This is a genomic window from Tunturiibacter gelidiferens (assembly GCF_051013345.1).
GTDB classification, from domain to species: domain Bacteria; phylum Acidobacteriota; class Terriglobia; order Terriglobales; family Acidobacteriaceae; genus Edaphobacter; species Edaphobacter gelidiferens_A.
Map to the genome: position 1 here is coordinate 4,803,501 of NZ_CP132939.1, position 22,504 is coordinate 4,826,004.

At 55.4% G+C, this 22,504-nt stretch carries 20 protein-coding genes and 1 pseudogene; 7 read left to right on the plus strand and 14 right to left on the minus strand.

Annotation, left to right across the window (positions count from 1 at the left end; translation table 11 throughout):
* The first annotated feature begins 8 nt into the window (after positions 1-8).
* Positions 9-1,643: an ABC transporter substrate-binding protein gene (locus RBB80_RS24140; RefSeq protein ID WP_433964862.1), complete on the plus strand. Its 1,635-nt coding sequence runs from the start codon at positions 9-11 to the stop codon at positions 1,641-1,643.
* Between the two features lie 586 nt (positions 1,644-2,229).
* Here RBB80_RS24140 and RBB80_RS24145 read toward each other — a convergent pair.
* From RBB80_RS24145 to RBB80_RS24175, 7 genes are all read right to left on the minus strand, one after another.
* Positions 2,230-3,264, minus strand: a complete 1,035-nt coding sequence (locus RBB80_RS24145) for a xanthine dehydrogenase family protein molybdopterin-binding subunit (protein WP_433964863.1) — start codon at positions 3,262-3,264, stop codon at positions 2,230-2,232.
* Positions 3,219-4,538: a xanthine dehydrogenase family protein molybdopterin-binding subunit gene (locus RBB80_RS24150; protein ID WP_433964864.1), complete on the minus strand. Its 1,320-nt coding sequence runs from the start codon at positions 4,536-4,538 to the stop codon at positions 3,219-3,221. Before RBB80_RS24150 ends, RBB80_RS24145 begins: the two co-directional genes overlap by 46 nt.
* Before the next feature lie 35 nt (positions 4,539-4,573).
* Positions 4,574-4,834: a hypothetical protein gene (locus RBB80_RS24155; RefSeq protein ID WP_433969847.1), complete on the minus strand. Its 261-nt coding sequence runs from the start codon at positions 4,832-4,834 to the stop codon at positions 4,574-4,576.
* Complete coding sequence (locus RBB80_RS24160) at positions 4,765-5,577, minus strand: FAD binding domain-containing protein (RefSeq protein WP_433964865.1); 813 nt, start codon at positions 5,575-5,577, stop codon at positions 4,765-4,767. Before RBB80_RS24160 ends, RBB80_RS24155 begins: the two co-directional genes overlap by 70 nt.
* Positions 5,578-5,610: 33 nt before the next feature.
* On the minus strand, positions 5,611-6,321 hold the full coding sequence (locus RBB80_RS24165) for a (2Fe-2S)-binding protein (protein ID WP_433964866.1): 711 nt from the start codon (positions 6,319-6,321) through the stop codon (positions 5,611-5,613).
* Between the two features lie 438 nt (positions 6,322-6,759).
* A complete protein-coding gene (locus RBB80_RS24170) occupies positions 6,760-7,641 on the minus strand; it encodes a universal stress protein (RefSeq protein ID WP_433964867.1) in 882 nt (293 codons plus the stop codon).
* Positions 7,642-7,926: 285 nt separating this feature from the next.
* Entirely contained in the window at positions 7,927-9,258 is a 1,332-nt protein-coding gene (locus RBB80_RS24175) for a helicase HerA domain-containing protein (protein WP_433964868.1), read from the minus strand.
* Between the two features lie 419 nt (positions 9,259-9,677).
* Here RBB80_RS24175 and RBB80_RS24180 point away from each other — a divergent pair, with 419 nt between their 5' ends.
* From RBB80_RS24180 to RBB80_RS24195, 4 genes are all read left to right on the plus strand, one after another.
* A complete protein-coding gene (locus tag RBB80_RS24180) occupies positions 9,678-10,601 on the plus strand; it encodes a universal stress protein (RefSeq protein ID WP_433964869.1) in 924 nt (307 codons plus the stop codon).
* A gap of 158 nt (positions 10,602-10,759) precedes the next feature.
* Positions 10,760-11,101: an ArsR/SmtB family transcription factor gene (locus RBB80_RS24185; protein WP_433964870.1), complete on the plus strand. Its 342-nt coding sequence runs from the start codon at positions 10,760-10,762 to the stop codon at positions 11,099-11,101.
* Positions 11,098-12,807, plus strand: coding sequence for a SulP family inorganic anion transporter (locus RBB80_RS24190; protein ID WP_433964871.1), 1,710 nt, complete (start codon positions 11,098-11,100; stop codon positions 12,805-12,807). The genes RBB80_RS24185 and RBB80_RS24190 overlap by 4 nt, the downstream gene beginning before the upstream one ends.
* Positions 12,808-12,970: 163 nt before the next feature.
* Entirely contained in the window at positions 12,971-13,438 is a 468-nt protein-coding gene (locus tag RBB80_RS24195) for a CYTH domain-containing protein (protein ID WP_433964872.1), read from the plus strand.
* Between the two features lie 313 nt (positions 13,439-13,751).
* Here RBB80_RS24195 and RBB80_RS24200 read toward each other — a convergent pair whose 3' ends face one another.
* The 3 genes from RBB80_RS24200 to RBB80_RS24210 form a co-directional block, all read right to left on the minus strand.
* Positions 13,752-14,048: a universal stress protein gene (locus tag RBB80_RS24200; protein WP_433964873.1), complete on the minus strand. Its 297-nt coding sequence runs from the start codon at positions 14,046-14,048 to the stop codon at positions 13,752-13,754.
* Positions 14,049-14,051: 3 nt separating this feature from the next.
* The gene (locus RBB80_RS24205) at positions 14,052-14,414 is read right to left on the minus strand and encodes a universal stress protein (RefSeq protein WP_433964874.1); all 363 of its coding nucleotides are present in this window, start codon (positions 14,412-14,414) and stop codon (positions 14,052-14,054) included.
* Between the two features lie 363 nt (positions 14,415-14,777).
* On the minus strand, positions 14,778-15,467 hold the full coding sequence (locus tag RBB80_RS24210; protein ID WP_433964875.1) for a Crp/Fnr family transcriptional regulator: 690 nt from the start codon (positions 15,465-15,467) through the stop codon (positions 14,778-14,780).
* Between the two features lie 233 nt (positions 15,468-15,700).
* Between RBB80_RS24210 and RBB80_RS24215 the strand changes: the two genes are divergently transcribed.
* Positions 15,701-17,104 carry a sigma-54-dependent transcriptional regulator gene (locus RBB80_RS24215; protein ID WP_433964876.1) on the plus strand — a complete coding sequence of 468 codons (1,404 nt, stop codon included), beginning with the start codon at positions 15,701-15,703 and terminating at the stop codon, positions 17,102-17,104.
* Between the two features lie 91 nt (positions 17,105-17,195).
* Here RBB80_RS24215 and RBB80_RS24220 read toward each other — a convergent pair.
* A pseudogene (locus tag RBB80_RS24220) lies at positions 17,196-17,507 on the minus strand (response regulator); the annotation flags it as partial.
* 69 nt (positions 17,508-17,576) lie between these two features.
* Positions 17,577-19,559: a PAS domain S-box protein gene (locus RBB80_RS24225; RefSeq protein ID WP_433964877.1), complete on the minus strand. Its 1,983-nt coding sequence runs from the start codon at positions 19,557-19,559 to the stop codon at positions 17,577-17,579.
* A 594-nt stretch (positions 19,560-20,153) separates the two neighbouring features.
* On the opposite strand from RBB80_RS24225, the gene RBB80_RS24230 reads away from it, so the two are divergent.
* Entirely contained in the window at positions 20,154-20,333 is a 180-nt protein-coding gene (locus RBB80_RS24230) for a hypothetical protein (protein WP_433964878.1), read from the plus strand.
* A 246-nt stretch (positions 20,334-20,579) separates the two neighbouring features.
* Here the strand turns inward: RBB80_RS24230 and RBB80_RS24235 are convergent, their stop codons facing one another.
* Positions 20,580-21,542, minus strand: a complete 963-nt coding sequence (locus tag RBB80_RS24235) for a quinone oxidoreductase family protein (RefSeq protein WP_433964879.1) — start codon at positions 21,540-21,542, stop codon at positions 20,580-20,582.
* 100 nt (positions 21,543-21,642) lie between these two features.
* Entirely contained in the window at positions 21,643-22,092 is a 450-nt protein-coding gene (locus RBB80_RS24240; protein WP_433964880.1) for an Rrf2 family transcriptional regulator, read from the minus strand.
* Positions 22,093-22,504: the final 412 nt, after the last annotated feature.

The window sequence follows — 22,504 nt, forward strand, 5'->3', positions numbered from 1 at the left end:
CGATAACAATGATCTCTGAGCGACGTGGGGCTGCGCTTCGAGGGCGATCTATTTTTTGTGCGGTGCAGTCGATTGTTGACAGGCGAGCGAAGGTTCGGCGTTGGGAAGGCTGGCTGACGTTCCTTGTCGTGTGTCTTTTTATCACTGGATGCAGGGCGCGGGTGGAAGAGCCGGGTTCGGTGGTAATGATTCTTGAGAGTAGTCCGAATAATTTGGACTTGCGGGTGGGGGCGGATGCGCAGTCGGAGCGAGTAGGTGGGCTGATCTTCGATGCGCTGGTGAAGAAGGATGAACACTATGAATTGAAGCCGTGGCTGGCGAATAGCTGGGAGCAGACGGACCCTTTGACGTGGGTGTTTCATCTGCGCGATGGCGTGCGGTTTCATGATGGGAGGCCGCTTGAGGCGGAGGATGTTGCTTACACGATTCGAAGCTTGATCGACGGCTCGGTTGTAACGGCAAAGGGTGGTGGTTTTGCTGCAGTAGATAGTGTTGAAGTGAAGGATCGTCTGACGGTTGTGGTGCATATGAAGAGGCCGGACGCGGGATTGCTGTTCAATGTGAGCGATGGTTTGTTTGGTGTGGTGCCGCGTGGGAGCGGGAAGGATTTTGGGCTTCATCCTGTGGGGTCGGGGGCGTTCCGGTTTGTGAGCGCGGTACAGGATAAAGAGGTGATCGTTGAACGCAACGGTGACTATTGGGCGGGAGTGCCGGTGACGTCCGATGGCGCGCGAAGAATTGAAAGGGTGCGGTTTGAAGTGGTGCCGGATGCCATTACGAGTGCACTGGAGTTGAAGAAGGGATCGGCGGATTTGGCCAGCAACGTGGTGACGCTGGATATGGTCCATGCGCTGGAGAGTTCGCCGAACCTGAAGGTGGAGTCAGGGATTGGGTCCCCGGTGGTTTATGTGACGTTCAATGTTACAGATCCTTTATTGAAGGATAAGCGGGTGCGACAGGCGATCGCTTGTGCGATGGATCGTCAGGCGATTGTGGATGCGATCTGGCGAGGGCAGGCTAGGCTGGCTGAGACTTTGCTGCCGACCGGACATTGGGCAGCGGCGGCGGATGCGGATTTGGCGCAGTATCCGCATGATGTGGCGCGGGCGCAGATGCTGTTGGAGGAGGCTGGCTTCCCTGCTGGCAAAGATGGTGTGCGACTGCGGTTGACGATAAAGACGAGTACGGATGAGACGACTCGGCTGATGGCGACCGTGTTGCAACAGCAGTTGCGGGCGGCGGGAATTCGGCTCGAGATAAGGTCGGCGGAGTTTGGGACGTTTTATGCGGATGTGACGAAGGGGGCGTTTCAGATGTATGCGCTGCGATGGATCGGGAGCAATGAAGATCCGGATATCTTTCGGTATGCGTATGCATCGAGCAGCTTTCCGCCGAAGGGTGGGAATCGGGGGCGGTACTCGAACGCGCGGGTCGACGCTTTGCTGACCGAGGCTGCCGCAAGCTCGGATCGGACGGCGAGAAGAGCGGATTATATTGAGGTGCAGAAGATTCTTGCGCAGGAGCTGCCGGGGATACCGCTGTGGTATCCGAACAATGAGGTGATTCACACGCGGCGGGTTGGGGGAGTTGTGCCGCGAGGGACCGGGAGCTTTGATTTTTTACGGGAGGGGTGGGTTCGGTAGCGCTGCGGCGTGCGGTGGTTGCCCCAGGGATTCACTAATTCTGCCCGATGCGTTTCGCGGAAACCAATGCTTCGGGATGAGGGACCAGCTCTTGTATGAGTGTCCAGCTGGCGGCGCCACGCTGAAGCACACGTTCTGTTGCGAACGCCCAATGCGAGCGAAGTGCGTGCGACTATCGTCAGCCAGGTAGAACGCGCCATACAGCAGATCTAACGTCTCTGAGATTCGCGATGTAGAACGCTGGCGAATGTCGGGAAATTTCCGTCGATTGTAGTCGCGCAGTCGAAGTCTCCAACTCGGTTTTATCCAGCGTAAGTTCTCCGCTCGCGAGCAGGAATCTGCAAAGTCCGCAACGCTCGGCTCATCTCCCCAATTTCATTGGGACGGTTGAGATTTGCTATCGGCAGGTCAAGCATTCCCTCCCCAACGTCAAGAATGTAAGCCCGGAACGAAAAGACAACCCCTAACCACTTCAATCTGCATATCGAGATGTCTTCGACGGCTCCGGTAATGCCGTCGATCCACCGGCGCCTTCCAAGAGGTGGACCGCCTGGACGGCCAGAGCTCGAAGGCTGAATTGCCAGGACTAGATGTCAACTCTGGCTGTGATTAGGTCTTCGACGCGGACCGGAAGATCGCGTACTCGGACTCCAGTCGCATGGTAGACAGCTGCCGTGATGGCCGGAGCGATTCCGGCGAGACCGATCTCGCCGATGCCACGGGCACCGTACTCTCCGATCATGGGGTCTGGGATGTCGAGAAAGGTCACGTCGATCTCCGGATGGTCGGCAGAGGTGGGAACGACGTAGTCGGCGAAGTTGTCATTGATGGGGTGGCCATTGCGGGGATCGTAGGTGGTGGACTCGAGCAGGCCCATACCGATACCCATCACGACGGCTCCTGCCATCTGGTTCCGTGCGGTCTTGGCGTTGATGATGCGGCCAGCATCGACGACACTGACCACGCGGCTGACGCGGAGGTGGCATATGCCTGGATCCCACTCTACCTCTACGAACTGCGCTCCGAAGGAGTGACTGGAGAAGTTCTTGCCGTCGGTGTCGGAGCCGTAGCCTCCGGTCTTCCCTTCTCCGTTGGCGCTGGCGAGATTGGCTAGCTTGAGAATCTCTTGAAAGGGGACGCCCGAGTCAGGTGTCTGGTCTTTGAGGTGAACGCGACCTGAGGACATGGCAAGGTCGGTGGGCTGCTTGCCCAGGAAGGGTGAGCCCTTGGCAGAGCCCGCGGTGGTGAGGACGACTTTGATGGCGTTGACGGCGGCTTCGGCGACGGAGGGAATGATGGTGGCGGTGGCGGTTGAACCTCCAGAGGTAGGTCCGGGTGGAAGGGAGCTGCTGCCGAGGACGGATTGTATGCGGCTGACGGGGATACCGGTCTTGTCGCTGACGATCTGAGCGATGACGGTGTAGGTGCCGGTGCCGGGGTCCTGACTGCCAGAGCTCACGCGGGCTGAGCCGTCGACGTTGAGGCTGACGGAGGCTTCTGAGACACCGCGACCGGCAGACCATGAAGCGGCGGCGACGCCCCATCCAAGGATCAGATCGCCTTTGCGCATGGAGCCTACGGCTGGAGTGCGCTTGTCCCAACCGAACTTTTTGGAGCCCACTTCGAGACACTCTTTGAGGTGTCGAGAAGAAAAGGGTTTGTTCTTCTCTTCGTCGGTGAGTGTGTCGAGCGAGAGGCGGAGTTGGACGGGATCTTTTGGAGCTTGATGGCGAGCTCGTCCATGGCTGACTCGAGGGCGAAGAGGCCGGGTACGGCTCCGGGTCCGCGCATGGGTGTGGGAGTGCCGACGTTGCGGCGGACGAGGGCGGAGGATACTTGCAGATTGGCGGTGCTGTAGAGGAAGGGTGTGGCTTCGCCGCAGTTTTCGCGGATGTCGTCGTTGATGGAGGTGTGGTTACGATAGTCCTGGCTGAGTGAGAGAAGCTTGCCGTCAGGAGTCGCGCCGAGACGCATGCGCTGTTGCGTGCGTGGACGATGGCCTACGTTGGCAAACATCATCTTGCGTGAGAGCGTGAGCTTGACGGGTCGGTTGAGTCGCCGGGCGGCGACTGCTGCGAGTGCAGAGTGAGGCCATGGGAAGAGTTTGCCGCCGAAGCCAGAGCCGATAAAGCGGGAGATCACCTCGACGTTCTCTTTGGGGACACCGAGTACCTGGCTCATGACGTTGAGGTGGTTCATTACGCCCTGGGAGCTTTCGTAGAGGGTGAACTTTTTGCCGTCGAAGACCGCGACGGTGGCATGCATCTCCATCGGGTTGTGGGTCTCGGCAGGTGTGGTGTAGGTGTAGTCGATTTTTACTGGCGCTGAGGCGAAGACGGTTTCGGGGTCACCGCGATGGCTCAGTATTCTTGGTCCTCCGGGTGCGCCGATGGTGGGCATGGGGTCGCTGAGATCGGTGGCGACGCTGAATTTATCCGGTGTGTAAGCGATCTTGACGGCGGCTGCGGCTGCCTGCGCCTGCGCGAAGGTTTCGGCTATGGCGAGTGCGACGTATTGGCCCCAGTAGTAGACGGTGTCATCTTCAAACGGCGGTCGCTGCTCGCTGTTGCGTCCGCCGGAGGCGTTGCGATAGACGTGATCGAAGTTGCTATGGTGAAGAATCGTGAGGACGCCGGGCATCTTCTCGGCGGATGAGGTGTCGATGCTGCGTATCTTGCCGGAGGCGATGGTAGCCCCGACAGGGACGGCGTAGACCATTCCGGGGAAGTTGTAATCTGAGGCGTAGCGGGCTGAGCCGGTGGTCTTGAGTGGGCCGTCGACGCGCGAGAGCGAAGCGCCGATCACTGCAGTGGGCTCAGCAGTGGAGGCCTGGATGTGGCCATTGGGGCCGGCCTTGTCGGCTTGGATAAACTCTAGGAATTCACTGAATAGCATTGAGATACTCCTGCGGTTGTTCGAACGGCTATTACCTACGCTGACTTGGTGGACATGGCGAGGGCTCGGACGATGCAGCGACGCGTTAGCTCTACCTTGAATGCATTCTCGCTGGCGGGCTTGGCGTCTCTCAAAGCGGCCTCTGCTGCTTTTACGAACGTGGAGCGGTCCGGGGATTGGCCTTCGAGCGCCTTCTCAGCTTCTATGGAACGCCAGGGTTTTGTACCTACGCCCCCAGTGCGACGCGGATGTGTTGTATCTTTCCGCCCGAGACCTGCATGACAATGGCGGCGGATGCGAGTGCGAACTCGTAGGCTGCGCGGTCGCGAAGCTTGAGGTAGGTGAAGTTAGCGCCAGCTATCGGCGGAGGCAGCGTGACACTGGTGATGATCTCGCCAGGCTCTAAAACATTCTCACGGTTGGGAGTGGAGCCAGGAACCAGGTAGAAGTCATGGATAGGAATGCTGCGCTTGCCGTGGGGGCCCTGGATCTGGATCGTGGCTTCGAGCGCGGTAAGCGCAACATTCTGGTCGGAGGGGTTCGTTGCAATGCAGTCCTTGCTGGTGCCGAGGATTGCAAGCATCCGGTTGTGGCCACCGATGGCTGAACACCCGGTGCCGGGCTCTCGCTTATTGCAGGCGTGGGCTGTGTCGCGGAAGTAAACGCAACGTGTACGTTGAAGAAGATTGCCGCCGGTGGTGGCCATGTTACGCAACTGCGGTGAAGCGCCGGATAAGAGGGCCTGCGAGAGAACCGGGTAGTCACGAAGGACTATGGGATGATGAGCGACATCGGAGTTACGGGCCAGGGCCCCGATGATCAGGCCGCCGTCGGGGCTGGGCTCGACACGATCAAGAGGAAGAATATTAATGTCGACGATCTCATGTGGACGCTCGATGTTGAGCTTCATGAGATCGACCAGCGTAGTGCCCCCGGCGATGAAGCGGATCTGAGCGCCCTGCTGGGCTGTCGCGGACTTGGCGGCAGCCTGTATAGCTTGATCGACGGTGGTTGGTTGCGTGAAGGTGAAGCTATCCATGTTTCGACTCCAGATGGTTTCTTGCTGCGAGGCTTAGGAGCTGCTATGGCGGACCTGTTGGACGGCCGCGACGATGTTCGAGTAGGCGCCGCAACGACAGATGTTGCCGTACATCGCCTGCTTGACGTCCGCATCTGTGGGTCCGACGTTCTCTTTGAGCACCGCGACGGCGGACATGATCTGGCCTGAGGTGCAGTAGCCGCACTGGTAGCCGTCGTGCTCGATAAAAGCAACCTGCATGGGGTGGAGATGATCGGGCTGACCGATACCTTCGATCGTTGTGATCTCATCGTTCCTATGCATAACGGCGAAGGAGAGGCAGGCGTTGACGCGGCGACCATTAACGTGGACCGTGCATGCTCCGCATTGACCGTGATCACAGCCTTTCTTCGTACCGGACAGCTCAAGGTTCTCGCGGAGGCAGTCGAGCAGAGTAGTACGCGGGTCAAGTTGAAGAGAGTGGGACTGTCCGTTGACCCTTAGATTGAGGGCTACTCTACCCTCAGTTAGGGCTTCTTCTGTCGCGCCTGGTGGAGGGGCTTGCGAGGCCGACGTTGATGCGAGTGCCGGAGGCGCGGCGGCAACAAGACCGGCGGCTCCGAGGTGTGAGAGGAAGGAACGGCGACTGAGGCGGTTGTTCGGGGTGGCCTCAGAGGGCGGAGCTACGGCATCCGAATCGGGATAAGACTCCGAATCGACTGCTGAAGGAACCTCAATTTTCGGGTCGGTTGGATGTTTTGCCATGGAGCCTCTGAGAGATCGAGAGTGAGATACGAGAACTGATCCTTTTCTAATGGACGGTTCATCCGGGCATCAAGTTGCAAGGTCGTGTTTTCTGAACGACTGGTAGACTGTCATTTAGTCGGTGCCCCCGTTCGAGGGTGTGACGAATAGGGTCCACAGCTTCATAAAGAGCAGATCCGCATCCCACTTTGTCGAGTTTCGAGTGGAAAAAGGCGTAGCCCCAGCCTCCAGCTCCAGCCAATTTTAGATGGGCGTCGTTTCGGCAGCCAGATTTGGTGCAAAACGTGGCCGCACCGACCTTATGAATAACTCTTGGATCATCCTCATGATCGACACGTTGCGGCTGAACGGAAGGCTTTTATGGACGAAGTCGGCCCATGAAGGGTAAGGCACAAAAACAGGTACAGACACACTCCGAAGAGCGCGACCACGCTTGGACTATTCCACTCCATAGGTCATGATCGCGAGCCTCGAACATCGGATCACGTGAGCCGCCACGTTGTCCGATGCGATCGAAGAGAGTCGGTCACCCCGCTTGAGAGGCATGAGAATGAAAGGACTGTCTACCTCACGGCTTCGAGCATCGATGAGCTCATCTGGTTTGCCATAACGGAGCGACCACTCAAGTTGGACACCATCATGTCGAAGTTGCAACGCTAAGCTTTCACATTGATGTTCAAGATCCTGGGCTGTCTTCGATTTCATGAACCGACGGCGCGTCGGGTCCTCCACGTGCAGAAGCTCAATCTTTGCGCCGAACAGCTTCGTAATCGCAATTGCCATCCGTAGTTGAACGCGGTCGCATGGAAGCGAGATAGGAACGAGGATCGGGCCCTTATCGCTTACAGACGAGAGTGAGGAGCTGACGCTTGGACCATACGTCAGTACAGGACAAGGGATAGCCCGAAGAAGGTATTCCGCTGTCGATCCTAGGGTCCGGCGGTCCCGGGGACCATAACCGTAAGCGCCGAGCAACAGAAGATCGGCATTCTCCTCACAGCAGATGTTGAACAAGGTGTCTCCGACAATTCCGACACGGACAATTTCCCGGCTCCGTATGCTCATTCCGGCAAGGCGGCTTGTAACGGTCTTGAGATCGGCGTGGTTCTGTGCATTCTCTTCGTGAGTTGTCTCTGTAAGCGCAAGGACACGTACGACCAAAACCTCTGAATGGAATCTCTGTGCTAAGAAAATCGCATCGCTGAGCGCTCTTTCGGATGCCTGCGAAGCGTCGTACGCAACCACTAGTCTTCTCAGACCAAACTCGATATTTTGCTGCCTCAAGCCTTGAATTTGCTCGGAAATCGACCGCGTAGGCATAAGTTTCCTCTGTTTGCCAATAGCGCGAGGAGACCTATCCTCGCTGTTCCATCTCAATGTATTCCCCTCCCCAGATGGCGCTGTGACGCTCGTCACTCTTGGAAAGTGGTGAATTAGCGTAGAAGCCGCTGAAAATAGGATGACTAGAAGCTGATTCAAAGAATGGCAAATTGCATTATTTAGAAGTAGCGAAACAGCTCAGGCCCGTGTCATGCCCAAAGGTAGCCGTCGGATGTATTTTTGTTCTTGAATGAGTCTGAGGCTGGCGGTCCTTTATCAACGCTGTTATTGATTCTCTTCACCCCTATCGACCCCGACAGACGATCGATCGGCTCCGTCCACCAGCCGCTTCGACGACCTCGGTAACAGGGGATCGATGAAGTCATACCTCGTCCGAATCGCCTCAACCAGGTTTGGCAGGATCTCGGGAGCGTTCTCCGTTCGGTAGGCATGCTCGAGGATTTGCACGGTTTTAGCCAGAGGGTGGTCACCGAACACATCGGCGATCCATCGTGAAAAGTCTCCTCTCTGCAAATAGCCATTCAATTCAGAACGCGGCAGCTTCTCAAGTACTGAGACGAATTCGCGCAGTGTGCGGGCTCGTTCTCCGGAAGGAGACTTCCCTCGCCAAAAGACAAATTGATCTTTTTCGGAAACAGGAATATCGATGTACTTCGCCAAATGGCGAACATGCGGGGTGAGACGGGGAGCGAGATGGAGTCTGATTATGCAGCCCCCTGTTTCTGTGGTCAGCGGTAGTACAGCCGCTTCACCGACAGCCAGATTTCCCAACAACTCGATCCATGCTCCTTCGCTCAGCTCATCATGGCAGAGCCCAGGGAGTTTTCGGAGAGCGACTATCTCGCTGGGATCTGATTCGCGCGTTACGACAATTGCCTCGGCGCTTGACAGAATAGCGGGATGGAGCCACGAGGCCCGATAACTAACTAGTACGTAGGCCCCCAACTCCAGATCCAGCAAATCCGAAGCGTCCTGACTGTGCAAAAAATAGTGTGCCTCATCGACGATGATTCTATGAGGCAATCCGGTCTGCGTTCTAAGGGTCGCCATTGCCCATAGAAGATTCCGTACGTAGTCCACTTGATGATTATGCGAAGTATGCGAAAGATCGATCACTACGCTAACGTCAGCGTGCCGCAAAGCTCTCATTAGCTCACGAGGGCGAGGCAGTGGATCAGCTCCTCCGTACACAACCACACCTGGGAGAGCCTCTAGCGACGTATAGTCTCCTTCCGGATCAACAATAAGTAAGGAGTCGCCGTAGAGAATCAATTGCTCGCAAAGGAGACCTGTTGCCCATGACTTTCCAGATTTCGTGTCCCCGGCCACCAACATCGTGCGGCCACGGACTTCCAGCGTAAATGGGCGACCGGAATCGGTATATCCCAACGCGAGCCGTCTATGCGTTCGCAGCGAGGGCGGAATCCGCTGGCTGTTAGTGAGCATTTTGAGATACTCAGCCACGGCCCTTGGTCCTGACCCCGAAAGAACATGATCGTTCTCGGCGTCCCCGATGGCGACGGCATTGTGGAGTGAGAAGCGAAGTATCTTCGAGACTTCCTGCAGCCCCGTTGCTTTACTGATTGCCTGGGGCATGATTAGTCTGCCGCTTCTTTCAAAGCGGGGCTCCCCATTCAACTGCTACACCGAGTTCGCACGATTTGTAAGCTTGCCCTTCGCCTCTTCGGAACATGCTTCCGAAGTAAACGGAGACATCAACATGCATAAGCTGCTGTTTCCTACTGCCCAGAGATTCCGATCATCACGCGAGGCGAAAGGCTCAATCCGATTATCCCAGTAGACCGGCATATAAAGTTTCGCAAGATCTCATCAACGGTTCTACGCAGGTTGAAAAGCAATCTCTGTGATTTTGGTCACAGCATTATCAGTCGGCATGGCTGAAACTTCACTCGTTACGCTTTGGGCGAACTCTCTTGCCTGACTGGCGTTTGGCGACTTGAATGTTAGCGACCGAAGACGCGCCGCTAAAGCTAAATAAGACCTAATCGGTGTAGATGTTCCAATTCTGGGTATCGAGGTGGCACATGACCGTAGTCGACGATCAAATTGGACTTACTTTAGCCAGGATTGTCTTGGCGACAGACTTTTCGCCTGCTTCCAATAGAGCGACAGGTTACGCAAGGGATTTGGCCCGGCGGTTTTCTTCGAGCCTGACACTTGCCCACGTCATCGATCTGTCGGTTTCCACTCGTTCTGAGGAAGCTCTAGTCGGGACACCACTCGACGAGATGCGTCACGCCAGTACTGAAAATCAGGAACGCCTTCTGAACGATATGACATCCGCAGGGATCCGGACTACGGCGCATACTTTGGAGGCTCATAATCCGTCTGCTGCGCTTGTCGGGCTCGCGAAAGAACTACAAGCCGATCTCATTGTTGCAGGTACGCGGGCCCGTCATGGCCTGAGCAAAGCGATTCTAGGATCATGTGCCGAAGGAATCATCAGGCATGCGAACTGCCCGGTTTTGACCGTAGGCCCAAAAGCGAAGATAGCCTCTGGCAAAGGACTGTCCTTTCGCACGATCGTGTTTGCGACCAATTTCAGTTCCCATGCCCCCATGGAGGCGGGTGTAGCACTGAGCTTCGCCCAAGACAGCGTTGCAAAGATCTTTCTCTGTCATGTCATGGATTTCTCAATCAAAGGTATGTCCGACTCTCTGGGTCAGAAGCTGAAGTTTGAAGCTGCTCTGGAAAGGCTTGGACCGCGGTTCAGGTACGACTGCTACAATCCCGTTTGCGTGGTGGAGGACGGAGCAGTGGCACCGCAAATTCTCGACCTTGCCAATAAAGTCAAAGCCGATCTCATCGTCCTTGGAGCAAGACCCAGTTCCTCCTGGTATCCCCATTTGGTGGAAGGCACAGTAGGGCAAGTCTTGATGACAGCGAACTGTCCGGTGATGACCATCTGCGCCGGATAGCGCACGGCTGTAGCGATTGAGAAGGAAATTTCTGCTAGTGATTTGCGGCCACAGGCAGACCCCTGCCGTGACAGAGAGGATTTTCGGCAAAACTAACGCAGTGGGTTATGGCCAGCGCCTTATTGAAGCATAATATGCGAATACGGTAATATTCGAGCATGCAAGATTCACTTCGTCGATTTAAAGCTGACATCTTCCAAGCGCTCGCCCACCCAACTCGCATTGCCATTCTTGAGTTTTTGAGCAGTGGCGAATTGTCTGCCGGCGTCCTCATCGACAAGTTGGGGATGGAGCAAGCCAATGTCTCCCAACACCTGGCGGTGCTGCGTGCCAAACAATTGGTCACCAATCGTAAGTCCGGAAACCAGGTCTTCTACTCGGTTCGCGATCCCATCATTATCGAAGTCTTAACCCTGATGCGTACCTACTTCCATTCCCATCTCAAGGAGTCATTGGGGATGCTGGACGAGATGGAAAAGCCGCTGGAAACAGCCCTATGACGCTTGCTCAACGGTGGCTCCCCCGCTCTGTAGAATGTCTGCGCAGCTACACCGTCAAGCAATTCACACAGGATCTCATCGCTGGATTGACCGTTGGCCTGGTCGCGCTGCCGTTAGCCATGGCCTTCGCAATCGCATCCGGCGTTCCACCGCAGGCCGGTCTTTACACAGCCGTCGTTGCTGGTTTCCTTATCTCTGCGCTCGGTGGGTCTCGCACGCAGATCGGGGGGCCTACTGGTGCTTTCGTTGTCATTGTCGCCGGCATCGTCGTGAAGTTCGGTTTGGGTGGTCTGGCACTGGTCGGAATCATGGCTGGCATCCTGCTGCTGATCATGGGTTTCACCGGCTTGGGAACGGCAGTCAAGTACATTCCTCGGCCAGTGACCATCGGGTTCACCAATGGAATTGCACTTCTGATCGCATCGACTCAGATCAAGGACTTTCTCGGGCTTACTACCCCTTCAGTCCCCAGTGAGTTCCTGGCGCGGATTAAGATGCTTGTGCACTGCGTAGGGACGACGCGATGGCAGACCGTAGCGGTCGCCGTGGCCTCGCTCGCCATCATCCTGCTATGGCCGCGACTAACGAAGCGAGTGCCTGGCTCGATCATTGCGCTTCTGTTGTCAACGGCTGCGGTCGCCGGTTTTCATTTGCCAATAGAGACGATTGGAAGCAAGTTCGGCGGCATTCCTCAAGGCTTTCCTCATTTTGCTCTGCCTAACTTCCAGGCTGCGCATATTCTGCCCTTGCTCCCTTCTGCCTTCACGGTTGCCTTACTTGCGGCGGTCGAGAGCTTGCTGTCAGCGGTCGTAGCTGACGGAATGAGTGGAGACCATCACAACTCAAATATGGAGTTGGTCGCCCAAGGCGTCGCAAATATAGCTTCTCCTTTGTTCGGTGGAATACCTGCTACGGGGGCGATCGCCCGTACTGCAACCAATATCCGCTCTGGAGCGCTCACACCGGTGGCGGGAATGGTTCACGCGCTCACGCTCCTTGCCATCCTTCTGGTCGCGGCGCCGTTGGCTCGCTTTGTGCCGTTGTCGACTCTTGCGGCAGTGCTGTTCGTCGTCGCCTACAACATGGGGGAGTGGCGGGAGATTGGAACGATCCTTCGTCTTTCGAAGACTGACGTCGTCGTTTGGATCACGACGTTTTCTCTGACCGTTCTGGCTGACCTGACTGTTGCCGTCGGAGTCGGCATGGCTCTTGCGGCGCTCCTCTATATCTACCGTATTTCAGAAACAACGACCGTCGCGCCTGTCACCCGCGAGTACCTTGAGGATGGTCAGGCACACATTTTGCAGGACAAAGATATTCCCTCGAATGTGACGATTCTCCGCATTCATGGCCCTTTTCTCTTCGGCACAACGGAAAAGCTCGCCGAGGCTACCAAGGATCTGACACATTTGGGGGATGTAGTGATCCTGCGCCTTCGCAACATGACTGCACTCGACGCGACAGGCATCCATGCGATTGAGCAATTCTCCGATCGGCTGCACAAGGTGGGTAAAACTCTTCTGCTCTGTGGAGGTCGAGATCAGCCGTCGGACCTCATTTCCCGCTCGGACTTCCTGAAGCACGTTGGCGCTCAGAACGTGTTGCCTCATGTCCAGGCCGCCCTTGAGCGCGCCCGGCAGATTCAAGGAGATTTCGAGGGTATCGGCCGGGAGTTGGCTCGTGAACTGGAGCACCGGCCACTCTAACGGCTTGCTTTATCAAATGCTGATGTACTCGGGAGGTGCAGTGCAGTCCTCGCCCAAGCTGTTGGCCCTTATCGCAAATGCATTTGGAGTATCAAGCCCATCTGATTTGGCAGCGTAAATTCGCAGCAGCAAATTTGGATCACGATAGGCTGGAGAGAATCGCATGGCGAAAGAGATCGAGCGCAAGTTTCTAGTCAGAGACAATACCTGGCGCGGCCAGGGCGGCGGTAAACGCTATCGCCAAGGATATCTCTGCATGGTCAAAGAGCGTACGGTTCGGGTGCGTACGACAGGGGATAAGGGGTTCATCACTATCAAGGGAATGAGTGTCGGCGCAACCCGGTCCGAGTATGAGTATGAAATCCCGCTTGCCGACGCAATTGAGATGCTTGATCGGCTTTGCGAGCGGCCGCTGATTGAAAAGACCCGGTATCGCGTCTCGAACGAAGGCCTCGTGTGGGAAATCGACGAGTTCGAGGGCGACAACCGGGGACTGATCATAGCGGAAGTTGAACTCAAGGAGGAGAGTCAATCAATTACGCTTCCGGGCTGGGTCGGTCAAGAAGTGACGGGCGATTCCCGATACTTCAATGCAAATCTCGCTGCGAACCCATTCTCCAAGTGGGAATGAACCAATTGTGCAGTGTTGGCCCCACGCATCGGGCACTTGTTTGTATGGATAAGTCGTTGGGCTGAGGAGCACTTGGTGTACAAGGGCTGAACTCAGCAGAAGCGGCTGATTCAGAGACATCCAAGGAGGCTCCTCGTGACCAGTATGAACTTCATCGGGTTGGACATCCACAAGAAGACGATCCCATCCCGGAGTGATTAAAAGCCAGTTGACCCGGTACCCCTTTCGCCACGTGCTGTGTCCATCGTCACACTCAACTGGGATCCCTTGATGCGACGAAACGTCCTGGGTTCTATGATCCGGAGCGGCGCCTTCAGGAGAGACGGCCCCGAACTCCTAACACCGCGCAATTGATTTCTCGGATGACGTGCGACTGGGTTGACGATGGGTCATGGTCGGCGAGAGCCCGCTCCTTGAGTCCAACAACAACCAAGCTGGCGCGCTCCGTGTGGGCTACTGATGTAATGATTTCGGCTGGAGAACCGAACTCGAGAATTACTTTGGCTTTACAGTAGCGCTCTACGTGAGCTGGAAGAAGGGATTGAAGTTCCCGTTTCATGCGATTGTCAATGACTTCGAGCTCAACGCCCGGCGGCCTAGATTTTCCCAATCACTACGTGAAGAAAAGTGAGTTTTGCATGGAAACGTTCCGCCAGCCCAGCCGCATATTGTGCACCCCGCAATCGGTTGTTCTGAGGTCGGTAGCGAATAGGATCGAGCGGAACGGATTTTGTTGCACGTTACACTTTGGCACGACTATCAAGACCGGGCACGTTGCTTGATGCAGCACGGCTTCCGCAACTGACCCCAAAGCCAAACGTTCAACCCCGCCAGGACCGTGAGATCCAACTACGATGAGGTCTGCCTTGACTTCGCGGGCGGCCTGTTTGATGAGCTCCTCTGGATCGGCGTAAACAACTACAGTGTCCGGATTCAGCTGGCGCAGCCCGGGTTCCTCCATGACGAGCCGAGTCATCCGCTCTTGTCGGCATCGCGGTTCACGTTAATTATTTCCTGCGGCATGGGTCAACGGCCCTAGTTTGGTCAAAATGGACAATGGCATTGAATTGTCACCCTCAAGCTGTATCGCTCCAAGTTCAAATACGTACTTCACGGCTACCATGCTCTTGGCGTCGCGGAACTAAAAGTGGAAAGGCAGGATGTCTATGCCGTCCCAATCGAACGTGCCATGACGCTGGTCGGCTTCGCGACATTTCTCGATCCACCTAAGGAAGGGTTCTTTCCGTTCTTCAGGCGTTGAAACAGAATGGGATCTCAATGTCGACCTCCAGCCAAACCGAAAACGCCTTTGCACACTGCAACAAGGTGATCGACCGACCTAGCATGCGGAAAGATGTTCCAAAACATCTGGCTGAACCACAGTGAGTAGGACACCCTTGATTGTGATCAAATTGTCGCGCCGGAAGCGGACTAAAGTACGGGTAACTGTTTCGCGTGAGGTCGAGGTCATGGAAGCCATCTCTTCGTGAGTTAACGGCAAGGCGACTCCCTTTGCGCTCTGGGAGTGTGACTTCCCTGCGGTCCAATCGAGCAGGAGACGAGCTACCCGTCCCGCTGGAGAGGCGGGAAGCGCAATCCGGCGAACGTCATTGAATCCATTGCAGCATTCCAGGGCAAGAGCTCTTGCTGCGCCGACACTTGCTTCACCATATTTCGCCAGCATCTCCAGAAAAGGACGCCGGTTGATGACTTTGACCTGGCAAGGCTCCAGAGCTTCGACTGTCACCTCGTGAACTCCTTCAGACAAAATTGCGCTCAAACCCAGCACATATCCGGCATCGGCAATTCGGAAAATCATCGTCCGGCCCTCACTCGATGTCGTCGAGAGCTTTACGCGGCCGGAGCAAAGGACATACACGGCGTCGCATCGATCCCCTTGACGAAAGAACGTTGCGCCTCGTGGGCATTCGGCCGAGATGGATACAGATTCCATAAACGCCATCGCGTCTTCGCCGAGATGGCAGAATGCGTGCTGGCTTCGTTGAGGGCACTTCAGGCAACTTTTCATGGCTAATCTCCGGTCTTGGATACCGTCCCCTATTGCATCCCGACTGCCAAACCGAGAAAATGGACGAACGCCATTGTTTCAATGACTTAGCAAACTATTTTGTGACGGATAGAAGGCGTTGCTGCGCCAAGAAACCCGACCTCTGCGCCATATGGCGCAGCTATGAGCGAGACCTGTAACATAGGCTCACCCACTCGAGGCAGCGGCTCATGGCAGAACTCGTACAGCTTGTTGTGATCGACGACAATGCTCGCAGTCTAGAACTGCTTTCAGCGGCGCTTAGTCGCGAGGGGATCCACGTCCACACCGCCAGCGACCCAGAAGCGGGATTGACCCTCATTCAAGATCTTCGCCCCCGGCTGGTGATCACCGACTTGGTCATGCCTCGCCTTAACGGATTACAGGTGTTGGAGCGGGCCATGAAGATCGACCCCGCCATTGATGTCATCCTGATGACAGCCCATTACACGACAGAGACAGCAGTTGAGGCCATACGAAAAGGAGCCGCCGACTATCTGGAAAAGCCTGTCAAGCTGGCGCTTCTTCGGCAACGCGTAAGCAGCCTACTGGATGCGGCCCAGCAGCGGCAGCGAGCAGTTAAAGCCGATGCCTATGGCTCCGACGCTGTGCGGTTTGAAGGCCTGATTGCACGCAGCCCACAGATGTGGGAGGTTTTTGCGAGGCTTCAAAGAATTGCACCCCACTACCGCTCCGTTCTCATCAACGGCCCAACCGGCTCTGGAAAAGATCTGCTGGCGCAGGCCTTGCACCGCCTCAGCGGCGTCAAGGGGAAATATGTCGTTTTGAATTGTTCCGCTGTCGTGGAAACTCTCTTTGAGAGCGAGGTGTTTGGACATGTTCGCGGCGCGTTTACGGGAGCGGATCGCGACAAAGCCGGGCTCTTTGAGCTTGCCGATGAAGGCACGCTTTTCCTTGACGAAATCGGCGACATGCCCCTATCGACCCAAGCCAAACTGCTACGCGCTGTGCAGAACCAGGAGATCACCCGCGTGGGTTCTCTGGCTGGCCGCAAAGTGAATGTACGTATTATTGCGGCCACCCATAAGAACCTGCCACAGGCCATCCGGGATAAGCTTTTCCGTGAGGACCTGTATTACCGTCTCTCGATGGTTGAGATCGCCGCGCCTAGCCTGGGGGAAAGAAAAGAAGACCTGCCACTCCTTGTCAGGCATTTCGTGCAACGCTTTTCTGAAGAATATGGCAAGACGATCGACGGTGTAGTGCCTCGCGCCATGCTTCTGTTGGAGCGCTATTCCTGGCCTGGAAATGTGCGGGAGCTGGAACATGCGATCGGCCACGCCTGCATGATGACAACTGGCAATCGGATCGACGTGCAGGACTTGCCGGAGCGGCTCTTAGAAGGCTCTGATCTGGGTGGGATTCATCGAAATGGAGTCTCCGACACATCGACCACACGTCTGGCAGCGAGGATGGCGGATTCAGACGACGGTCTTTCCGAACTCGCTGCTCAAGAACGGGAACTTGTCATCCGTGCCCTTGCCGTGTCACATGGAAATCAGTCCCGGGCGGCTCGTCGCTTAGGGATAGGTCGGGATGCGCTCCGCTACAAGATGAAAAAGCATGGTCTCGACCATCAACCGATACCGCTGACTTAAATGGCTGATTCCGATTCAGTAGCAAAGAAGCTACCACTTCCCGCAGTCTTGCAGGTCCGATCGGCTTGACAAAGCATGCGTCAAAGCCGGAATCCATAATTCGGTCCTGTTCACTGAAGGACGCGCTTGCTGTCAGGGCCATGATTGGCACCGCGTGAAGAATCGGATCTTTGCGCAACTCCTCCAACACGCCAAAGCCATCCCGTTTTGGCATGTGAATATCAAGAATTACCAGATGGGGGCTGGATTCAGAAGCCGTCAGAAGGGCTTCCTCCCCATCCGCGGCTTCAACCACGACATAGTTAGCATGTTCGAGGATGGCGCGGAGCAGTTCACGATTGCTCTGTTTATCGTCAGCAATCAAGATGACTTGCCCAGACCTGGGAACTTCACAATCTTGCATGATAGCCACACTTTGTACTTTCAGCTTCAAAGTGTCGCATAGAAGATGCAATCTCTTTGGTGATTTCCATCACACAGTGGGAACAGTAAAATGGAAACGGCTTCCGCAACCTGGGGCACTCTCAATCCAAATTGAGCCGCCATGCATTTCAATCAAACGCTTGCAAATCGCTAACCCTAAGCCGGTTCCCTCCCTAACACCGCTCGTGGCATACCCTACCTGATAAAACTTTTCAAAGATCTGCTCGATTTGGTCAGCCGCAATGCCAATTCCCGAATCAGCGACTGTGACACGCACAAATTGGCCATCCTCTTCTGTTTCCAGGGTGATATTGCCGCCCTCCGGCGTGAATTTTACTGCGTTGCTCAACAGGTTATAGAACACCTCCTTCAGGCGCATCGGGTCGACCGCAATCAATCCTACGAATGTGCTGCGGCTCTCCAATGTAAGGGACTTCATGGCTGCGCGAGGACGGATCGCATTAACGGCATCGGAGATTGCATCCGCAAGAGAGATATGTTCGATCCGGAGTGACATGGCACCCGCCTCGATCTTGCTTAAATCCAGCACGTCGTTGATCAAACCCAGAAGGTGCTCCGAGTCCTCCTGGATATGTTGAAGAAAGCGCTTTTGTCTGTCGTTCAACGATCCGTCACCGTCTTCGCCCAGCAATTCCGCAAAGCCGATGATAGTGTGAAGCGGAGTTCTAAGCTCATGACTCATGCTTGCCAGGAACTCGCTCTTCAATTGATTGAGCCGTTCGGCCTCTTTTTGCCGAGCTTCCAACTCCGCCATGTAATTTTCCTGGAGAGAACGCATCTCCTTCTCTGATTGTCTGCGTTCACTGACGTCACGAACGACTGCCGTGACGTTAATGCCACCTTCCTCGCGAGATGGGCTAAGACTGATCTCTACTGGAATCTCCAGGCCATCTTTTCGCAAAGCGGATAGTTCCATGCCGCGGCCCATCGGTCGCAACTGCGGCGACCTCGCAAAAGAGGCCCTGTGTTCCATATGGCGGCTCCGAACCATCGCCGGAACGAGAATGTCGACGTTGTTTCCGAGTAGTTCCTTACGTGTATAGCCAAACATGAGTTCTGCAGTGTGATTGGCCACAAGGATTCTTCCGTTGGGATCGACCTGAAGAATCGCATCCGGAGCATGCTCAATCAACTCGCGAAACTTGCCTTCCGCAAGGACCATCGCTCTCGTCTGCTCTTGCTGTTCGAGCGCAACCTTGCGTTCCGTGATATCGAAGCTGGTTTCCAGTATTTCCCAGCCTGCAATTCCCTGCTGCTTCTTCCACTGGCTTAGCATTGTTCGGCGTGTACCCTGGCGGGTCCGATTTGAGAGTTCCCCCTCCCAATGTCCTTCTGTCTCCAATACATTTCGAACAGATACCTCTGGTTCAAGAAACTCTGTATGGAGGAGTTCTCGGCTGATCTTTCCCACGGCCTCGGCCGCATTCCACCCATAGACATGCTCTGCACCTTTATTCCAATAAAGGATGCGGTCATCCAGCGTGCGAACCAGAATCGGCTCATACACTTGATCCAACAGGCGGGCCTGTAGAGCAAGCGTTTCGTCGGCGGCCTTTCGAGTTGAAATATCGCGAGAGATTTTCGATATGCCAACTACTTTGCCTTCGGCGTCGAGAATTCCCGACAATGTCAGCGACACGAAAATCTGCCGGCCGTCTTTGTGACGTCTTATCGTCTCGTAGTGGTCGACCCGTTCTCCACGATGGATCGCTTCAATGAGGCGCGGCATATCCTCTTCATTTCCCGGCCATGCTAATAAAGAGATGTGTTTGCCAAGCACCTCAGAAGCATCGTAACCGAAGATTCTTTCAGCACTTTTGTTCCAACTAGTCACTATTCCGTCGATGGATTCGCCGATAATGGCATCGTCAGAATGTTCAACAATTGAGGCGAGCCGCTGCTGCGCATCCCCTTGATTAAGAGGATCTTCTGGGGAGACCGATAAGTCGACTCGCGGAACTTTTCGCTGAACGGATGGCATTTTCACGATTGGAACGTCGTAGCTTTGCATTTTACGGCTGCGTAGTTCCTACAAACAAATCTCAGCCAGAAATGACGAGGACTTCTGGTGGATCAGGGATTTGTCCGTCAGCGGAAATACCTGCTGTGATGAGAAGAGGTTTGGGTCCACGCCCCTGCGCAGCATACGTTGGTGTTTGCGGTGGATGGTAGGCGATGGCTTTGACAATGAGCGTTTTCTGCTTGCACGGTTCTGCACGATCACCTCGCGTTTTCGATCCCCGCCATCCCTAGCATTCATCCTTCAACCTCGATTGCCTTGGACGCCGGTGATTCTGACTCTTTGCGACCAGGCTTCGGATTACTCCGACCTCAGGTGGGTAGGGTCTCTACGCCAAAGCGTGCCTATGGTCACGCCTCTATCCGCAACCTACAGGATTCTCTAATCGCTCCGAATGAGCTTCATCTGTTCCTTGACGTTACTGTCTCCGTTTCGTGCTTCTCGTAACCGTGATCACCGCACTGTGCCTCTGACGCCTGATAGCCACTGCCAGGCTTCTGAGAATCTCCGATTCCCTAAATGTGTGTGACCGCGGACACATACATAACTGGAAGAAGAGGTTCACGATCATAACCGGAGGTTCTTATGTCCTTTATGCCCACTCGATTGACTGCAGACCAATCGCGCGAGCTCTGCGCCTGCGTTGGCCCCTGCAGCGGCTACAACACCTGCAGCAATTGCCCGCCGCTGATCGTACTCGCCGTCCTGTCCTGCTCTCAGGCTGCCAGCCCTGCTATCACCTCCGCAAAAGAGGTGCTGCAGTGAGCTCCACTGAGATACCACTCCCAGAGTTACTCGCCGCCTCTCCCCTGCCTCTCATCCACGCCGCAGGGGTGCGTTACCGCGGTTGCGGTTCATTCAGGACGATGTCCTAATCTCGGTTGCGAACATTGCAGACCGCTAAGACAGTCTGGGACTCAATCAGAGTCCCAGACATTTTGAACGAGGTGCTTGCCAAGGTTGCCAGAACAGCTTTCAACGCGCGTCGGATGCTGGAGGGTGAAGCGACTTCTACGGGATGAGGACGACTTTGCCAGTCGTCTTGCGTGCCTCAAATAGTTGATGAACTTTCACTGCCTCACTCAAAGGATACTTCGTGGTTTCGAGCTTGAGCCTGCCCTCCGCGACGGCTTTGAAGAGCGCCGAGAGCGCCTGCGGCACAAGCTGAAGACTGCCTTCGAGATTGAAGCCGCGCAGTGTAATGTTTTTCTCTACCATGGCGAAGATGGATTCAACGGGAAGCGGATGATGCGCGCTCGAGCGAACACCAAAGATGATCCACTGAGCAAACTGACCGAGCAGCGGGAAGGCCTCCGTCGCAAGATCACCGATCGAGTCCAGGTAGACCTGAATTCCTTTCTCTCCGATCTTGTCTTTGATCGTGGCGGCCCAACCGGCTTCTTCGTAGTCTGCAACGTGATCGGCTCCAAGATTCTTCACCAGCTCGAACTTTGACCTTGAGGTAAGCCCGATGACCTTTGCGCCCCTTGCTTTCGCCAGCTGAACTGCGATGTTCCCAAGACCTCCGCCAGCTGCGGCGATCAGCACGGCATCACCCTCTTTGACCCTGGCTTCGTCAAGAAGGATGTAGGCCGTGAGACCCTGCACAAGCAGCGCGACAGCGAGTGCATGATTGAAACCGGTAGGGAGCGGGATTGCCGTCGCAGCGGGGATCATCGCATGTGTCGCATAACCGCCACCTGCCAACGTGATCGCGGCAACTGAATCGCCCTCCTTAAAGCCCTCAACACTCTTACCAACGTCTGTCACCACGCCTGCAATCTCAAATCCCAATGCGAATGGCGCCTTCGGGACCTGTGGGTAGAAGCCGGACCGAGCCATGATGTCTGCATAGTTGAGGCCTGCAGCCTTCACGTCAACCAACAACATGCCTTCGCCTGGCGTGGGAGTTTCTGTTTCGACTACAGTGAGCACTTCTGGCCCACCAAATTGAGGGGCTTCAATGAACTTCATTGCTGTCTTCTCCAATCATGAGTTGTTATGGATGCCAGACATCGTTGGGAGAGATATGATTGTGTGTTAGTGCCACACATACATATAAGGACAAAAATAATCAACAACCTTTCCAGGGAATGTTGAACTTCCCCAAACGGGCTACTTCTTCGGCGATGTCGGCGATGGTTACCGACGATAACTGCTGTTCAAGCGCTCTTGTCGCCCGATCTAAGGAAGGGAGCATAGCAGCTTGAATGTTCTTCCCGACGACGCAGGACTCATTTGGGCCCTGCCGATGAAAAGCAAAAATCTCCCCATCTTCGACCGCACGGTAGACGTCCAACAGACGAATCTTCTTGGCAGCCTTGGCCAGCAACGCTCCGCCGCCAGTGCCCAGCTGAGATGTCGTCAGGCCTGCCTCTTGCAGCCGAGACAGTAGCGAGCGAATAAACGTAGCGTTCGTGTTGACACTGAAGGCCAGATCCTCCGAGCGCATAGGCTTCCCGTCAGTCACCGCAAGCGATGCCAGCACGTGAATAGCGAGAACGAACCGAGTGCTCGAAGGCAAGTGCCACCTCAGAAATGTGTACCTGATAATCATACACACAGTGTAAGATGTCCCGATTCGCAGCCGGTTGCAAAGAAATTTACCTCATGAGTGCTGGATGCAATTAAATCCGCCACCAGTACAACGATATGCCGCCACTGAATCGATTGCAGAGCGAGGGTGTCACAAGCATCATCCGCGCGGGAGGCGTGCGCGGGAGATTCGTTCGAAACATACTCTAACTCCGTTTTCAAGGAACTACGACTCGACGTTCTGAGAGTAGGTCGGTGGATTGTTTCCGGATAGGCGACGACACGGCCGGAACTCGTCGATAGGTGCGTTGGTCTATTGCCGCTAATCTAGGTTGGTACCAGCGCGGTGTAGACAGCAAGTCTGGCAGATCGGCTCAGGCACATTCCTAGGCTTGAAGCGC

What these genes read in the sequence shown, in the direction of transcription:
- RBB80_RS24140 (WP_433964862.1), top strand. Translation starts at nt 9, where the DNA reads ATGATCTCTGAGCGACGTGGGGCTGCGCTTCGAGGGCGATCTATTTTT.
- RBB80_RS24150 (WP_433964864.1), bottom strand. Translation starts at nt 4,538, where the DNA reads ATGCTATTCAGTGAATTCCTAGAGTTTATCCAAGCCGACAAGGCCGGC.
- RBB80_RS24160 (WP_433964865.1), bottom strand. Translation starts at nt 5,577, where the DNA reads ATGGATAGCTTCACCTTCACGCAACCAACCACCGTCGATCAAGCTATA.
- RBB80_RS24165 (WP_433964866.1), bottom strand. Translation starts at nt 6,321, where the DNA reads ATGGCAAAACATCCAACCGACCCGAAAATTGAGGTTCCTTCAGCAGTC.
- RBB80_RS24170 (WP_433964867.1), bottom strand. Translation starts at nt 7,641, where the DNA reads ATGCCTACGCGGTCGATTTCCGAGCAAATTCAAGGCTTGAGGCAGCAA.
- RBB80_RS24175 (WP_433964868.1), bottom strand. Translation starts at nt 9,258, where the DNA reads ATGCCCCAGGCAATCAGTAAAGCAACGGGGCTGCAGGAAGTCTCGAAG.
- RBB80_RS24180 (WP_433964869.1), top strand. Translation starts at nt 9,678, where the DNA reads ATGTTCCAATTCTGGGTATCGAGGTGGCACATGACCGTAGTCGACGAT.
- RBB80_RS24185 (WP_433964870.1), top strand. Translation starts at nt 10,760, where the DNA reads ATGCAAGATTCACTTCGTCGATTTAAAGCTGACATCTTCCAAGCGCTC.
- RBB80_RS24190 (WP_433964871.1), top strand. Translation starts at nt 11,098, where the DNA reads ATGACGCTTGCTCAACGGTGGCTCCCCCGCTCTGTAGAATGTCTGCGC.
- RBB80_RS24195 (WP_433964872.1), top strand. Translation starts at nt 12,971, where the DNA reads ATGGCGAAAGAGATCGAGCGCAAGTTTCTAGTCAGAGACAATACCTGG.
- RBB80_RS24205 (WP_433964874.1), bottom strand. Translation starts at nt 14,414, where the DNA reads ATGACTCGGCTCGTCATGGAGGAACCCGGGCTGCGCCAGCTGAATCCG.
- RBB80_RS24210 (WP_433964875.1), bottom strand. Translation starts at nt 15,467, where the DNA reads ATGAAAAGTTGCCTGAAGTGCCCTCAACGAAGCCAGCACGCATTCTGC.
- RBB80_RS24225 (WP_433964877.1), bottom strand. Translation starts at nt 19,559, where the DNA reads ATGCAAAGCTACGACGTTCCAATCGTGAAAATGCCATCCGTTCAGCGA.
- RBB80_RS24230 (WP_433964878.1), top strand. Translation starts at nt 20,154, where the DNA reads ATGTCCTTTATGCCCACTCGATTGACTGCAGACCAATCGCGCGAGCTC.
- RBB80_RS24235 (WP_433964879.1), bottom strand. Translation starts at nt 21,542, where the DNA reads ATGAAGTTCATTGAAGCCCCTCAATTTGGTGGGCCAGAAGTGCTCACT.